Source organism: Stenotrophomonas sp. (assembly GCF_050737575.1).
Lineage (GTDB): Bacteria > Pseudomonadota > Gammaproteobacteria > Xanthomonadales > Xanthomonadaceae > Stenotrophomonas.
Genome location: NZ_JBOHXW010000001.1, coordinates 558779 through 573426, shown reverse-complemented (window position 1 = coordinate 573426; position 14648 = coordinate 558779). Strand labels below are relative to the sequence as shown.

Sequence of the window (14648 nt, the reverse complement as noted above, 5' to 3'; positions counted from 1 at the left end):
CGTTCTTTCGCAGCAGCAGGGAGAATTTGAATGCCGGTGATGGAGCAAATCCAGGCGGAGGTGGAACAACATCCCCTCGTCCTGTTCATGAAGGGTACGCCGCAGTACCCGATGTGTGGTTATTCCAGTCGTGCGGTGCAGGCCTTGTTGGCCGCCGGTGCGATCAATCTACGCACGGTCAACGTGCTGGAGTTTCCCGAAGTGCGCGCCAATCTGCCGCGTTACTCGAACCTGCCGTCCTTCCCTCAGTTCTATATGCATGGGGAGTTGATCGGCGGTTGCGACATTATTCTGGAGCTCCTCGAATCCGGTGAACTCAAGCGCATCGTCGCCGAGGCCGGTCAAGCGTGAGTGCGCAGCCACGGAGTGCCGGGATGCCGGAACTGAGTGGCAGGGTGGTGTTGGTGGCGGGCGCGGCAGGAGGGTTGGGGGCTGCGGCCGCCAATGCTTGCGCGGCCGCAGGCGCCACAGTGGTATTGCTGGGGCGCAAGGTCGCCAAGCTCAACCGGGTCTATGACAGCGCCGCCCGGCTCGGGCCGGAGCCGCTGCTCTATCCGCTGGATCTGGAAGGCGCCAGCCCGGACGACTACGCAGCGCTGGCCGAGCGATTGGAATCCGAGCTGGGGCGGCTGGACGGAGTGCTGCATTGCGCGGCCAATTTTCCGGGTCTGACGCCGTTCGCGCTTGGTGACCCGGCCGCGTTCGCGCGCGCCATCCATGTGAATCTGACCGCCCGCGCCTGGCTCACGCAGGCCTGCCTGCCGCTGTTGCGGCAACGCGACGATGCCGCCGTGGTCTTTGCGCTGGACGACCCGCAGCGAGTCGGCCAAGCCTACTGGGGGGGTTACGGCGTCGCTCAATACGGATTGCGGGGCCTGTTGGATTCCCTGCATCACGAACTCAGCAACGGCCCGGTCCGGGTCAGTGGCCTCCAGCCGGGGCCGATGCGCACCGGGTTGCGCGCGCGCGCATTTACCCACGAAGAGGATGCAGTGGCGGTCGACCCGGTGAACTACGCCGAGGCCTGCGTTCAATTGCTGGCGGCCAGCGGCGCGCCGTGGCGGGGGAGGGTGCTGGAACTGCCGGCGTGACCATCCTGTCAGCAGCCTTGATGCTGTTCCTGATCCTGGATCCGCTGGGCAATATTCCCGTTTTCCTGAGCCTGCTCAAACCGCTGACGCCCAAGCGGCAGCGGGTGGTGCTGATCCGTGAGCTGTTGATTGCGCTGGGCGTGTTGATGGCCTTCCTGTGGGCTGGCCGCTATGCGCTGGAGCTCATGCATCTGCGGCAGGAGTCGGTGGCCATTGCCGGCGGCATCGTGTTGTTCCTGATCGGCATCCGCATGATTTTCCCCCGGCCGGAAGGCCTGATGGGGGCGGTGCCTGATGGCGAACCATTTATCGTGCCGATGGCTATCCCGCTGGTGGCGGGGCCGTCCGGCATGGCAGCGGTCATGCTGATGGGCAGCAACGAGCCGCATCGGCTGGGGGATTGGAGTTTGGCGTTGCTGCTGGCGTGGGGCGCCACAGCAGCGATTTTGATGTCGGCGACGCTGCTCTACAAGCTGCTGGGATCCCGCGCGCTGATCGCGCTGGAGCGGCTGATGGGCATGCTGCTTGTCGCGATTTCCGTGCAGATGCTGTTGGACGGGGTGGCTGCCTACCTCGAGTCAATCCATTAACTGATTGATTTGGCAGTTTTTGTCTTGCCGCGTTGCAGCATGACTGTCTTATTCCAGTCATAAACAGTCACTACCGTGTTAACCTTATCTTAACCGTTGCGGCTGCAACCGCTTCGGTAAGGGACCCCCAGATTCAAGCCGATCAGGCGCCCGGTTGACCCCGGGGCTGAAGGATCGCGTTTTTTCTCAATCGCCACTCGTTTCGAGGCTACCTACCTATGAATCACCCACGCATCAGGATGTCCAAGCTTGCTCTTGGCCTGGTTGTCGCCCTTACGGCCGCACCGGCTTTCGCCCAGAGCACCTCCGCCGGCGTCGGCGGTCAGGTCATCAACAACGGCGGTCAGCCGGTTGTTGGCGCCGAAGTCACCATCACCCACGTCGAGTCGGGCACGGTCAGCCGTGCGACCACCGATGCGGCTGGTCGCTACAACGCCCGCGGCCTGCGCGTTGGTGGCCCGTACACCATCACCATCATCAAGTCGGGCGAAGGCACCAAGACCGAAGAGGGTGTCTACCTGAACCTGAATCAGGTCAACACTGTCAACGCAGCGCTGGCTGGTGATCTGGCTGCGACCAACCTGGAAGCCGTGCAGGTTCTGGCTGTCGGTGGTGGTTCGGAAATTTTCAGCGCCAACAAAATGGGTTCGGGTAGCAACGTGACCCGCGAAATGATGGATGCGCTGCCTTCGGCCAACCGCAACATCCAGGATTACATCCGTCTGGATCCGCGCATCTCGCAGGTCAGCAAGGCTGACGGCGCGATCTCGGCCGGTGGTCAGAACACCCGTTACAACGCCATTCGCATCGACGGCATCAGTGCCTCCGATCCGTTCGGCCTCGGCTCCAACAACCTGCCGACCGAGCGTCAGCCGGTGTCGATGGACGCCATCCAGGAAATCAATATCGACCTGGCCAACTACGACACGACCATTGCAGGCGGTACCGGTGCGGTGATCAACGCCGTGACCAAGTCGGGTACCAATGAATTCCACGGCACGATCTATGGTTCGTACCGTGACAAGGATATGGTCCGCGAAGAGCTGCGTGGCGAAAAGTTCAACGGCTTTGAAGACGAGAAAACCTACGGCATGACCTTGGGTGGCCCGATCATCAAGGACAAGCTGTTCTTCTTCACCAACTACGAAAAGTATGAGCGTTCGGCTGCGGGCATCAGCCTCGGCGATACGCCGATCGGCAAGGGCACCATCAGCACTGCCGACGTGACGAAGGTGCAGGACTACATGAACGGCCTGGGTTACAACCCCGGCAGCCTGGTCTCCCAGGCCAACAACACCGAGATTGAAGAGTACGCGGCGAAGCTGGATTGGAACATCAGCGAAAACCACCGTGCCGCCCTGCGTTATAACAAGATGGAGCAGAACGTTGTTCGCTTCCCGCAGGTCAGCAGCAGCGCAATTTCGCTGAGCAACTTCTGGTACCAGCAGCCGACCGAATACGAAACCTGGATGGGTGAACTGTTCAGTGACTGGTCCGAGAACTTCTCGACCGAGTTCAAGGTGTCGCATAAGGATTACTCGGCCAACCGCGTGCCGCTGGTCAACATGCCGCAGGTCCGTATCAAGTTCGGCAATGACTCGCTCTACCTGGGTACCGAGCAGAACACCCATGTGAACATCGTCGAGAGCAAGGAACTGAGTGCTTTCGGTGCGGGTACCTGGTACGTCGGTGACCACACCGTCAAGTTCGGCTTCGATTACTCGAAGAACGACCTGACCAACTTCTACGGCCGTAACCTCAACGGTGTGTACGAGTTCAACAGCCTGAATGATTTCCTGGAAAACAAGCCGGCTCGCTACCAGCTGCGCGCTCCGCGTGCTGACGGTTCGCGGTCGGATATCCCGGCCGATTTCACGCTGAAGAACACCGGCGTGTTTGTGCAGGATACCTGGGCGATCAACTACAACCTGAGCCTGATGTTCGGTGTCCGTATCGACATCCCGAGCTACAGCAAGCAGGGCTTGTACAACCCGCGTATCGAAGAACTGTACGGCTACAACAACACCACGCTGGTTGATACCAATCTGGTGCAGCCGCGCGTTGGCTTCAACTACACCTTCGATAGCGATCGTCCGACCCAGCTGCGCGGCGGCGTGGGCCTGTTTGGCGGTATGGCCCCGAACGTTTGGCTGGCCGGTGCCTACCAGAACACGGGTCTGAACTACATCGAGTACGACGAGCGCAACCCGGGCGCGATCTTTACCCCGGATGGCAATAATCCGTACATCCCGGCAGGTGGCCCGGCCACTGCGCGTATGAACGTCGACCTGATCGAGCCGGGCACCCGCCTGCCATCGGTGTGGAAGGCCAACCTGGCGTTTGATCACGAACTGCCGTGGTACGGCGTCGTGGCTTCTGCTGAGTTGCTGTTCACCAAGGTCAAGGACGGTCTGTACTTCGAGCGCCTGGATGTGATGGCTCCGACGGCCTATGGCCAGGATGGTCGTGCGATCTACTGGAACGCTGCTGGCCTGGATGCCAATAACGGCCGCGTCGATAAGGGCGTGAACTACGGCATCGCAGACGGTAGCAATGGTGCTGGCAACCGTGCCAACCGTCCGAGCGATATCGGCGATGTGCTGTTGCTGCGCAATACCGACAAGGGTAGCGGCTCGCAGGCCACCTTCTCGTTGTCCAAGCCGATGTCCGAGAACTGGGGCTGGTCGCTGGGTTACACCTATACCCAGTCCAAGGAAGTGAGCCCGCTGTCCAGCTCGCAGAACACCTCGAACTGGAACAACACGCTGAGCTTGAACGCCAACGACAACGTGGCTTACAACTCGCGTTATGCGATCAAGGACCGTGTGACCGGTACGTTGGAGTGGAAGCACGCCTTCTTCGGTGACAACGCTACCCGCGTCGGTCTGTTCTATGAAGGCCGTTCGGGTCGTCCGTACAGCTACATCTTCTACAACGATGCCAACGGTGACGGCGCAGGTACCAACGACCTGTTCTACGTGCCGTCGGGTTACGGCGATGTGCTGTTCGGCAAGGTCGTGGGCGGTAAGTTCCAGCAGGACGCCGCTATGGAGCAGTCGTTCTTCGAGTGGCTGGACAAGAACCCGGAGCTGGCTGGCTACAAGGGCCAGGTCGTTTCGGCCAACTCGCACCGCGCCAAGTGGGTCAACAGCTTCGACGTGCGTATCAGCCAGGAAATCCCGGGCTTCTTCCAGGGTCACAAGGCTGAGATCGCGCTGGACGTGATGAACGTCGGCAACCTGCTGAACAAGAAGTGGGGCTTGATCGACGACTATGGTTTCTACGCGACCCGTCGCGTGGCCAACTATGGTGGTGTTGACCCGGAAACCGGCAAGTACATCTACAACTTCACCGGCAAGACCGACAACGCTTCGATCCAGGAAAACAACAACGACAAGGGCAACACGGGCGTGTCGCGCTGGTCGATGATGCTGAGCCTGAAGTACAAGTTCTGATCGTTTGATTGATCGGATGTAAACCGAAAACGGCCGGGGCAACCCGGCCGTTTTCCTTTTCATGGGGGCAGCGCTAAAGTCGATCGCCAATGAGAAGGAGTTGAAGTGGAAATGACCAAGATTGAGGGGGCAGCGAGGGCGCTGCCGGTGCAGGATGCGCGTATCTACCCGCGCGGCGGGTTGGATGTGCTGTCGCGGACGGAAGTGGCGCGGCTGCGCGACGCCTCGGGCGGCGGTATGCACGAGTTGCTGCGCCGTTGCGCGCTGGCCGTGCTGACCAGTGGTAGTGCCTCGGATGACCCGCGCGCGGCGCGCGATCTGTATCCGGATTTCGATGTGCAGGTGACGCAGCAGGATCGTGGCGTTCGCATCGACCTGAGCAATGCGCCGTCGGCGGCATTTGTTGACGGCGAAATCATTCGCGGTATCGCCGAGTTGTTGTTCTCGGTGGTGCGCGACCTGGCGTACATGGCCATCGAGCTGGGCCCGGAGTACGCATCGGACCTGGAGACGTCGGACGGCATCACCAATGCGGTGTTCGGTGTGTTGCGCAATGCACGCATCCTGCAGCCGAGCGATCCGAATCTGGTGGTGTGCTGGGGCGGTCACTCGATCTCGCGTGACGAGTATCTGTACACCAAGCAGGTGGGTTACGAGTTGGGCCTGCGCGGGCTGGACATCTGTACCGGCTGCGGCCCGGGTGCGATGAAGGGCCCGATGAAGGGCGCGACCATCGCGCACGCCAAACAGCGCAAGACCAATACGCGTTACATCGGCATCACCGAGCCGGGCATCATCGCGGCCGAGTCACCGAATCCGATCGTGAATCACCTAGTGATCATGCCGGACATCGAGAAGCGTCTTGAGGCGTTTGTGCGCCTTGGTCACGGCATCATTGTGTTCCCGGGCGGTGTTGGTACGGCGGAGGAAATCCTGTACCTGCTGGGCATTCTGTTGCGTGAGGAAAACAAGGAACTGCCGTTCCCGCTGATCCTCAGTGGCCCGGCGATTGCTGCGCCGTACTTCGAGCAGATTGACCGTTTCATTCGTCTGACCTTGGGTGACAAGGCAGCTGAGCGTTACGAAATCATCGTCGGCGATCCGGTAGTCGTGGCGCGCAAGATGGCGCAGGGCATCAAGCGGGTGCGCGAGTTCCGCTTGGCGCAGCGTGACTCGTTCTTCTACAACTGGCAGGTGGAAATTCCGCTGGAATACCAGCAGCCGTTCGTGCCGACGCACGAAGCGATGGCGGGTTTGAATCTGCACAAGGGGCGTCCGGCGCCGGACTTGGCGGCGGATCTGCGACGCGCGTTCTCCGGCATCGTTGCCGGTAACGTCAAGGAAGAGAGCATGCGCCGCATTGAAGAATTCGGCCCGTTCAAGATTCATGGCGACACTGAAATGATGCAGGCGCTGGACGCGCTGCTGCGTGCGTTTGTCGAGCAGCGCCGCATGAAGATCTCCGGTGAATACCGCCCGTGCTATCAGGTCGTGGCTTGACCTCGCTGAAGTAAGTTTTTTTGAAATCCCCCTTCGTGCAATGCGAAGGGGGTTGGTTTACGCGGTTTGAGGTGTGGCGTAAGTCGCGAAGCGATGGGGCCGCCCGGTCAACGGATTTTCTGCTTGCGCTGGCCTTGCGATGCTGGGGTTTCATCCCAGCCTGCGACGTGGATGCGTCGCGGCTTTTGTGTGCGGCGGCTTCAGGCGGGCAGGGTGACGGTGGCGATGTGCCTTCCGTTCTCGATGCGCGTAGTGACGTCGCCTTCGCCGTTGGTCATTGCCTGGATGCGCGCCTTCGTTGATTCCAGGCCGACCTTGTGGCCGGTGCGCAGTGGTCGGGCGCCGGCTGCGGGCAGATCGTTCTCGATCGTGATGATGATCTGCTGCTTGTTCTGCGCAACGGTGACGCGGATGTCGCCGCCCTCGGCGGACGGCTCGATGCCGTGGTGGATCGCGTTCTCGACCAGTGGTTGGATCGAGAGCGTGGGCACCTGCAGTTGCGGAAGCGGCGAGGGCAGCTCCCAGTGGATGCGCATGCGATCACCGAAGCGCAGTGCTTCAATTTCCACGTAGCGTCTGGAGAGTGCGATTTCCTCGGCCAGCGGGATTTCCTGCGGCCCGGCCAGCGCAGCGCGGAACAGATCGGCCAGGTCCAGCAACAAGCGCTCGGCATCTTCCGGCCGCTGGTGAACCAGTGCGGCGCCGGTGTTGAGTGTGTTGAACAGAAAGTGGGGACGAATGCGGGCCTGCAGCGCCTCCAGCTCGGCTTGCTTGGCGCGGACGGCCAGTTGGCGCAGGCGCCAGTGGTTCTGGAAAGCCGCAAGGCCCAACAAGCCGAAGGTGACGATGATCGAGGTGAAGCGGAGCAGTGAAGGCAGCCAGTTCTCCGAGGAGATGGGCAGCAGACCTTTGAGTGCCCACCAGCTTGCGGTGCAGACCAGCAGGTTGCAGGCAACCAGTACGAGCAGCGCGATGTTGGCGATCCAGGTGGGCGGCAACCGGGACAGCGGGTTGCGCAGCAGATACAACGCGCCCAGCGACGACAGTGATATCCACTGCACCATCAGCGACAGGGCGCCGAACAGTACCCAGCGGCTGCCGTTATGTTCCGGCGCCAGTGCTAGGATGATGGCAAGGCCTTCGCCGGCCAGGATTGTCCAGATGATCGCCGGCGCCTTCCATAGGGTGTCCAGCGGCGTGAGGGTAGGCTGTTCTGGCATGGGCGGAGGGCAAGTTGCCATTGGTCGTGGGCGAAGTGCCGTCCATCGGTCTGTAAGTGACTGGCGGGCGGGGCTGGCTTAGCGTGTCAGCTTAGTCAATCTGGGGAGCTTGCGCATGGTCGGGAATATGCCGACGGGGAGCGTAAGGGCGCTTGGGAAGCGCTTTGGCAAGGGCTTTACGCTGGTCGAACTGATGGTCACGGTGGCGGTGGCAGGAATCATTGCGGCCATTGCTGCGCCCAGTTTCAGCAAGATGATCAGCCACAATCGTTTGGTATCCAGCGGCAACGAAATGATCGCTGCCTTGCAGGTTGCCCGTACCGAGGCGATCTCACGCCGGCTGCCGACGACCGTTTGTCCGAGCAATGACGGCAAGACCTGCTCGGGTGCTGCAGGCAGTCAGTGGATTGTGTTCTCAACCAAGGATGGCGCCTCTACAACGCTGCGTTCGGTTGCGGCGAATCCGAAGGTGGCTTTGAAGCTCAGCCCCAACATTACAGGCGGCAACACGCGCATTACCTTTACGCCGTCAGGTTTTGTCCAGGTAGGCGCCAAAAGCAGTGGCACTATTTCGTTGTGTGCGGCGGATCTGAGTGGGCAGAACGCGGTGGACATTTCTGCTGCAGTGGTGCGCATTACCAGCGCCAGGCGTGAGGCGGGTGCGGACTGCTCCGCTCCGGGAGATATCTGATGGGTGCTAATCGACGTTTCAGTTTCAGCCCGGCCGCACATCGCGGCATCGGCATGATCGAAGTGATGGTTGCCGTGCTGGTGCTGGCAATCGGCGTGCTGGGTATCGCTGCGCTGCAGGCCATTACCTTGAAGAATACCGGTAGCTCGGCCAGTCGGACGCAGGCGGCCGTGCAGGTGTATTCGATGATGGACATCATTCGCGCCGATCGCGACAACCTGGGTAAGTACAACACCAATATCTTTGTCGAAGGCGAGAACACGGGTGACCCGGGCAGCATGGATGCATGGCTGAGCGGGTTGAAACAGACCGTCGCGCCCGATGCGAAGGGCCGCGTGGTCTGCATTGCGGACACCATGACTTGCACGGTGGGCGTGCAGTGGAACGATACGCGTGCCACGGGTGGTATTGAGGAGGAGCGGGTTGAGGTGGCCAGTCAGCTATGAACGCCAATATGGGTGCCCGTCAGCGGGGCTTTACGCTGATCGAATTAATGGTGGCGCTGTTACTGGGCCTGTTGGTGGTCGCTGCTGCGGGCAGTATTTTCATGTCGAATCGACGCGTGTACGGCGCGAGCGAGTCAGTGAATCGCATTCAGGAAAACCAGCGAGCCGCGTTTGAGTTGATTGCGCGTGACATTCGCGAAGCTGGTGTGAACCCGTGCTCGCGCTTTAACGCCGCCAATCCGATCACGGTGCAGATTACTGCGCCGGATTCGCAGTTCTGGGATCGTTTTGCCAATGGTGTGTTCGGCGGTACGGCGGGTGGGCGCGATTTCGTTTCCTTGTACCTTGCCAATGGCCAGCAGTACCGGGTGACCGAGCATTCCCGACCGGATAACGCACTGACCTTGAGCTCCGTGGACAAGCTGACGGCAGGCGAGCAATTGATGGCCTGCAACAGTGACCATGCCATTGCCTTCAAGGCGACTGCTATTTCCGGTGCGACGGTGGAGCATGCCGCCGGCACCAACTGCGGGGCAGGACTCACGACGGCGCCAGATGCCGGCAAGTGCGACGAAACGGTTTCCGGCCCTGGTTATTGCTTCCGCGTTCCGCGCGTGCCGACTGCTGCGGATTCGCTTGCCTGCCCGCGTGGTATCGGCCGTTCGCCCGCATTTGTGGTGGCGCCGTATGAGGCGAGTTGGACGGTGGAAGACAACGGACGCGGGGGAACCTCGCTGTATCGCACCGCGCAGGGCGGTCGTAGTGAAATCGCAGAAGGCATCACTGCCATGACCGTGCGTTACAAGGTGGGCGACGCTACCAATTATGTGGATGCCGCAACGGTGGCTGGCGGAGGCAACTGGTCGCTGGTGACCGCAATTCATCTCGCGATGACTTTTCAGGCACAACGCGGGGCGATGGCAGCGGGTGACGTGAAGGGTGAGGGCGGTGCCGTGCTGCAACGGACCATGGAGGATTTCATCGTGCTGCGGAACCATCAGGACGACATCCAATGAAGACGATGTATTCCCATTCGATGCGGCAAAGGCAGTCCGGCGCGGCGCTGATCGTGGTGCTGATGTTGCTTATCGTGATCACCCTATTGGGTCTGGCCTCGATGCGCGGGGCCATCATGCAGGAACGTATGGCAGCCAATACGATTTCACGCGGACTGGCGTTTCAGGTGGCTGAGGCTGGTTTGCGGCAGGCGGAAATCGTTGTGCGTGACGCCTCTACCATCACCTTTCCACCTTCTGGTTGCGACAAGGGCCGCTGTGCCACGCCAGACCCTGCTGATGAGCCAGCGTGGAACGCGCGTAATTTCTGGACCACGGGTGGTCAATATCAAACCGGTGTCGCAGTGAAGAGCGCTGATGGAGCGGTCTCGATTTCGCCCCTGTTTGTGATTGAGGACTTTGGTACTTCGGTTAGTGGTGGCGGTGCATCGGATTGCGTTGATGTGTCCAAAGCCTGCATCAGCACTGCCGAACAGAGCGTCTACCGCATTACCGCGTATGCCTCCACCCCTTCGGGTGCCGAGGTCATTGTTCAATCGTTGTATCGCCGCTGATGGGGCACGCCATGAAAACCAATTCTCATTCCAATCGTGACCTGGCTGAGCGCTTTCGTATTGGCACATGCGTAGCACTGGTGTCGATGATGGCGGCAGCCTCCGCGCAGGCCGCTGATACGACCTCGTTTCCGAACTACCCGCTGCTGACCGGTGGTGATTCGATTCCGCCGAATATTCTGATGATCCTGGATGATTCCGGGTCGATGGGCTATCTGCGGATGCCAAATGACAGCAGTTCGTTGTTGAGTGACAACATCAATGATCGCTCTTATGTGACCAATACGCTGTATTACAACCCGGACAAAAGCTATCTGCCCTGGCGGACCTCGAGTGCCAAGTTGGATGATAGGTTGGCAGCGGCCGACTTCAAGAAAGTGGCTACCTCATTGACCGAGGTGGCCGGTTCGTTGGATCTGCGAGACAAGGAAGATTCGTTTTTCTATATACCCAAGCCGAATATCACCGTTCCCTCGAAAGCGGCGGATTATGATAAGTACGCCATCGCTACCAGTACGTCGTCTGCAGGTGGGGTCGTACAACGGCGAACGGCGAGCAAGCAACTGGCGTCTTCGTCTTTTAGCTCCATCAGTAGCGGGAGATGGTCGTCCTGCATCACGCTCAATGTGGCGGGGGCGGGCGCGACGGTGATCATCAATACATTCGGTGGAGGTAATGGTGACGGCGATTTGTACGTATATTCAAACAATAATTGCAGTGGTACGGCGCGTTACGTTAGTGAGAATGGCTCAAGCGTGGAAAGCGTTAACTATGTTTCGCCGCCAGCGAACATCAGCTTCCGGGTGTACAACGCAGGCAACCGGAATGCAGCGAATCTGAGCTACACCGCTTTTGCTGAGAAGTGGGAAGATGCGACCCCGCCGCGCACCGTGAAGGATCTGAATAACAATATTCTCCCGCCGCGCGCGCAACTGGATGAGCTGAAAAATTTCGCTAATTGGTACCAATACCATCGTACGCGCAATAAGATGGCCAAAGCCGGTGCGTCTGAAGCCTTTGGGCGCTTGGGTCAGAACTTCCGAGTCGGTTTTGACACGATTTGGAATCGAGGTGGGAGATCCGAAAGTGTGGGAGGGGCGATTCCGGCTTATCCGATTCCCTACCAAACCAATGATGGTCTATTTGACCTTGATAATCGCCAGAATTTCTATGATCGACTACAGGGCGCAGGTGCGTCGGGTAATACCCCCCTGCACGGCGCACTGCAGCGAGCTGGGCGCTACTTCAGTACCGATGATCCCTGGAAGGACAGCACTGGCAATATGTTGGCCTGTCGTCAGAACTACGCGCTGTTGACCACCGACGGCTATTGGAATCAGGACAATAGTGCTGGCGGCTACAGTCCTAAGGTGGGTAATGCCGACAAGGGCAGCACATACGGTGATGACTACAGCGACACGCTTGCCGATGTGGCGTACCACTATTGGAAGACGGATCTGATGCCGGGTCTGGCCAACGATGACAAGGAGAAAACGTGGCAGAACATGGTGACATTTGGTATCTCCATTGGTCTGCAGGGCAAATATGACCCGACCAAGCCGCCACCGACCACCTGGCCGGACCCTATCAAAAATGCTGGCGCGGAACGTATTGATGACCTGTGGCACGCGAGCCTCAACGGAAAGGGCAGCTTCGTGGTGGCCACGGATACCGACAAGTTCGCCGATGCGTTGGATGAAGCGCTGAAGAACATCGCTGCACGTAGTGCGTCCGGTTCCAACATTGCGTCCAGTTCGACCAAAACCGAATCGACGACGTTGACCTTCGTGGCCGGCTTCACCTCCGGCACCTGGATTGGCGACATGACCGCCAGCCCCTTCAATGCGGCCTTGACCGGGGTGTCGAGTACGCCGTTGTGGACGTTGTCGAAAACCTTTGCGACTGGGGGCGTCAATGCCAAATTCGCTGAGCGCACGGTATTGACCAGCTTTGGCGGTACGGCTCAGCTGTTCAATAACGCACTTGCCTCGTCCAGCGTGTTTGCGCGCGCGGCAACCGGAACAGCGGCATCGGTCGGTGCCGCTGACAACATCGATTACCTGCGTGGCGATCAGAGCAAGGAAGAAGGTCAAAAAGACGGAACGCTACGCAAACGCGCCTACCCGCTGGGTGACATCATCGATTCTTCCCCTGCCTTCGTGGGTGAAGTGGATGCCAGTACCGTGTTTGTCGGTGCCAACGACGGCATGCTGCATGCCTTGAGGACGGACAACGGCAAGGTCCTGTTTTCATATGTGCCCAAGGGCTTGGATTTCAAGAACATGGCCACGCTTAGTTCGCCGGACTATGAGCATCGCTATTTTGTCGATGGTTCCATCGACGTAATCAGTCGTGCCAACCAGGGGAATGGCAAGAACATCCTGGTGGGGGCGCTGGGGCGTGGTGGTCGTGGCGTGTTCGCGCTGGATGTGACCGCTCCGGACAGGATGTCCGCCCGCGACGTGCTATGGGATGAGACCTTCCAGACCCCGGACAGTGGCAGCGATCCGGATGCGGACATGGGCTACGTGTTTGGTGCGGTTCGCATTCGCAATGGCAACGCGGGCAAGACCTATGCGTTGGTGCCGAACGGCATTGACAGCACCAATGGCTCGGCCGTGCTGTATGCCTACGAACTTTCTGCAAGTGGTTCGATCATCAAGACCCACAAGCTGGTGGCTGATGCGGGCACCGGCAACGGGCTGATGTCTACTGGTATGGCCGATTTGAATGGCGACGGAAAGATCGACGTTGTGTATGGCGGCGACCTGAAGGGCAACATCTGGCGCTGGAATTTCGAAGGTACCAACCCGACGGCGGCGGTCAAATTGTTCCAGGCCAAGGATCCGCAGAACAAGCCGCAGCCGATCACTGGTGGTTTGGCGGTGGGCCGCGACACGTCGGGCAAGGTGTTTGTTGGCTTCGGTACCGGCCGCTTCATCTCCAACGCTGACGTGCCCGGTGATGACCCGAACGTACCCTCGCAGGTGCAGAGTATCTACGGCATTGTCGATTCCAATTCGACCATCAGCAGCCGTACCGATCTGGAAGCGCGGACCATCCCGTTCTCCGGCAAGACCAAGACAGGCCAGGACGCGCGTGGCTTTGAGGCGTATTCCGCACTGAGCAGTAGCAAACAGGGCTGGTATATCGATCTGCCGGTGCCGGAGCGGGTGACCTCGGCCCCGACGGTGTACGGTTCGGCGATGTATCTGACCTCGGTGATTCCGGCAACGGGAGTGGACTGCACCGGCGCCAACGGCAGGGGCTTTATCAATGCCATCAACCTGTTCACTGGCACCAGCCCGAAAAGTGGTGGTTACTTCACCGACTCCACTGGTTTGACCGACAAGGATGGAAATTCCGGGGTCATCGGTTCGGTGGGCGTAGAGGGAGGGCAACCCACAGAAGTGAACGTGACCGATACGCTGGTGACCGTGGGTACCGGTCAAGGTGCCGGTAGTGCGATCAGCGGTGGCGGTGGCAAAGAAACTCAGAGTGAGGATATCAATCCACCCGCTGGTGGCCGAGCGAGTCGCATCAGCTGGCGTGAGATCCTGCCGGAATGAACAGGGGAATGACGATGTCCAATCAAAAGGGTTTCACGTTGATCGAGCTGATGATCGTGGTGGCGATCATCGGCATCCTGGCCGGTATTGCGTACCCGAGCTACGTCGAACATGTGGTCAAGACGAGGCGTGTGGCTGCTGCCGGGTGTTTGCTGGAGAAAGTGCAGTTTTTGGAGCGCCATTACACCAGCTATCCGATGAAGGGGTACGAGGATGCGCAAGTGCCAACGACTGCCTGTGACGATGAAATCGCGGAGTACTACACGATTGATCCGGGTAAGCCGGATGCCACCACCTTCAGTCTGACCGCGACGCCGAAAGGATCGCAGGCCACGAAGGACACCAAGTGCGGAACACTCGGCATCAATCAGGCTGGTGAGCGTACGGCGAACGGAGTGACGGGGACTGTTGCTGCGCAGTGTTTCTAATGTACGGCGTTGCACCCATTTACTGATTCACACTGACGCGAAATGAACATGGGCCGCCGGCGATGCCGTTGCGGCCCATGTTGTTTTT

General features: G+C 59.7%; 12 protein-coding genes. 11 read left to right on the top strand and 1 reads right to left on the bottom strand.

Annotated elements, in window-relative coordinates; translation table 11 throughout:
* Nucleotides 1–30: 30 nt before the first annotated feature.
* The 5 genes from grxD (at nucleotide 31) to ppnN (ending at nucleotide 6636) form a co-directional block, all read left to right on the top strand.
* Nucleotides 31–351 carry a Grx4 family monothiol glutaredoxin gene (gene grxD, locus ACREP4_RS02625; RefSeq protein WP_431594635.1) on the top strand — a complete coding sequence of 107 codons (321 nt, stop codon included), beginning with the start codon at nucleotides 31–33 and terminating at the stop codon, nucleotides 349–351.
* Nucleotides 352–374: 23 nt separating this feature from the next.
* Nucleotides 375–1091, top strand: a complete 717-nt coding sequence (locus ACREP4_RS02620) for an SDR family NAD(P)-dependent oxidoreductase (protein WP_431594634.1) — start codon at nucleotides 375–377, stop codon at nucleotides 1089–1091.
* Nucleotides 1088–1681, top strand: a complete 594-nt coding sequence (locus tag ACREP4_RS02615; RefSeq protein WP_431594633.1) for a YhgN family NAAT transporter — start codon at nucleotides 1088–1090, stop codon at nucleotides 1679–1681. Before ACREP4_RS02620 ends, ACREP4_RS02615 begins: the two co-directional genes overlap by 4 nt.
* Before the next feature lie 218 nt (nucleotides 1682–1899).
* Complete coding sequence (locus ACREP4_RS02610; protein WP_431594632.1) at nucleotides 1900–5136, top strand: TonB-dependent receptor; 3237 nt, start codon at nucleotides 1900–1902, stop codon at nucleotides 5134–5136.
* A 111-nt stretch (nucleotides 5137–5247) separates the two neighbouring features.
* Complete coding sequence (gene ppnN / locus ACREP4_RS02605) at nucleotides 5248–6636, top strand: nucleotide 5'-monophosphate nucleosidase PpnN (RefSeq protein ID WP_431594631.1); 1389 nt, start codon at nucleotides 5248–5250, stop codon at nucleotides 6634–6636.
* Nucleotides 6637–6836: 200 nt separating this feature from the next.
* Here the strand turns inward: ppnN and ACREP4_RS02600 are convergent, their stop codons facing one another.
* A complete protein-coding gene (locus ACREP4_RS02600; RefSeq protein WP_431594630.1) occupies nucleotides 6837–7856 on the bottom strand; it encodes a sensor histidine kinase in 1020 nt (339 codons plus the stop codon).
* A gap of 115 nt (nucleotides 7857–7971) precedes the next feature.
* On the opposite strand from ACREP4_RS02600, the gene ACREP4_RS02595 reads away from it, so the two are divergent.
* Genes ACREP4_RS02595 through ACREP4_RS02570 form a run of 6 tightly spaced genes read left to right on the top strand, consistent with a single transcriptional unit; the run spans nucleotide 7972 to nucleotide 14560 of the window.
* Nucleotides 7972–8547: a GspH/FimT family pseudopilin gene (locus ACREP4_RS02595; RefSeq protein WP_431594629.1), complete on the top strand. Its 576-nt coding sequence runs from the start codon at nucleotides 7972–7974 to the stop codon at nucleotides 8545–8547.
* Nucleotides 8547–8993, top strand: a complete 447-nt coding sequence (pilV, locus tag ACREP4_RS02590) for a type IV pilus modification protein PilV (RefSeq protein WP_431594628.1) — start codon at nucleotides 8547–8549, stop codon at nucleotides 8991–8993. The genes ACREP4_RS02595 and pilV overlap by 1 nt, the downstream gene beginning before the upstream one ends.
* Nucleotides 8990–10009, top strand: a complete 1020-nt coding sequence (locus tag ACREP4_RS02585; RefSeq protein WP_431594627.1) for a prepilin-type N-terminal cleavage/methylation domain-containing protein — start codon at nucleotides 8990–8992, stop codon at nucleotides 10007–10009. Before pilV ends, ACREP4_RS02585 begins: the two co-directional genes overlap by 4 nt.
* Entirely contained in the window at nucleotides 10006–10563 is a 558-nt protein-coding gene (locus tag ACREP4_RS02580) for a pilus assembly PilX family protein (protein ID WP_431594626.1), read from the top strand. The genes ACREP4_RS02585 and ACREP4_RS02580 overlap by 4 nt, the downstream gene beginning before the upstream one ends.
* 11 nt (nucleotides 10564–10574) lie before the next feature.
* On the top strand, nucleotides 10575–14132 hold the full coding sequence (locus ACREP4_RS02575; RefSeq protein ID WP_431594625.1) for a pilus assembly protein: 3558 nt from the start codon (nucleotides 10575–10577) through the stop codon (nucleotides 14130–14132).
* Between the two features lie 8 nt (nucleotides 14133–14140).
* Nucleotides 14141–14560, top strand: coding sequence for a type IV pilin protein (locus tag ACREP4_RS02570; RefSeq protein WP_431594624.1), 420 nt, complete (start codon nucleotides 14141–14143; stop codon nucleotides 14558–14560).
* Nucleotides 14561–14648 lie beyond the last annotated feature (88 nt).

What these genes read in the sequence shown, in the direction of transcription:
- grxD (WP_431594635.1), top strand. Translation starts at nt 31, where the DNA reads ATGCCGGTGATGGAGCAAATCCAGGCGGAGGTGGAACAACATCCCCTC.
- ACREP4_RS02620 (WP_431594634.1), top strand. Translation starts at nt 375, where the DNA reads ATGCCGGAACTGAGTGGCAGGGTGGTGTTGGTGGCGGGCGCGGCAGGA.
- ACREP4_RS02610 (WP_431594632.1), top strand. Translation starts at nt 1,900, where the DNA reads ATGAATCACCCACGCATCAGGATGTCCAAGCTTGCTCTTGGCCTGGTT.
- ppnN (WP_431594631.1), top strand. Translation starts at nt 5,248, where the DNA reads ATGACCAAGATTGAGGGGGCAGCGAGGGCGCTGCCGGTGCAGGATGCG.
- ACREP4_RS02600 (WP_431594630.1), bottom strand. Translation starts at nt 7,856, where the DNA reads ATGCCAGAACAGCCTACCCTCACGCCGCTGGACACCCTATGGAAGGCG.
- ACREP4_RS02595 (WP_431594629.1), top strand. Translation starts at nt 7,972, where the DNA reads ATGGTCGGGAATATGCCGACGGGGAGCGTAAGGGCGCTTGGGAAGCGC.
- pilV (WP_431594628.1), top strand. Translation starts at nt 8,547, where the DNA reads ATGGGTGCTAATCGACGTTTCAGTTTCAGCCCGGCCGCACATCGCGGC.
- ACREP4_RS02585 (WP_431594627.1), top strand. Translation starts at nt 8,990, where the DNA reads ATGAACGCCAATATGGGTGCCCGTCAGCGGGGCTTTACGCTGATCGAA.
- ACREP4_RS02580 (WP_431594626.1), top strand. Translation starts at nt 10,006, where the DNA reads ATGAAGACGATGTATTCCCATTCGATGCGGCAAAGGCAGTCCGGCGCG.
- ACREP4_RS02575 (WP_431594625.1), top strand. Translation starts at nt 10,575, where the DNA reads ATGAAAACCAATTCTCATTCCAATCGTGACCTGGCTGAGCGCTTTCGT.
- ACREP4_RS02570 (WP_431594624.1), top strand. Translation starts at nt 14,141, where the DNA reads ATGACGATGTCCAATCAAAAGGGTTTCACGTTGATCGAGCTGATGATC.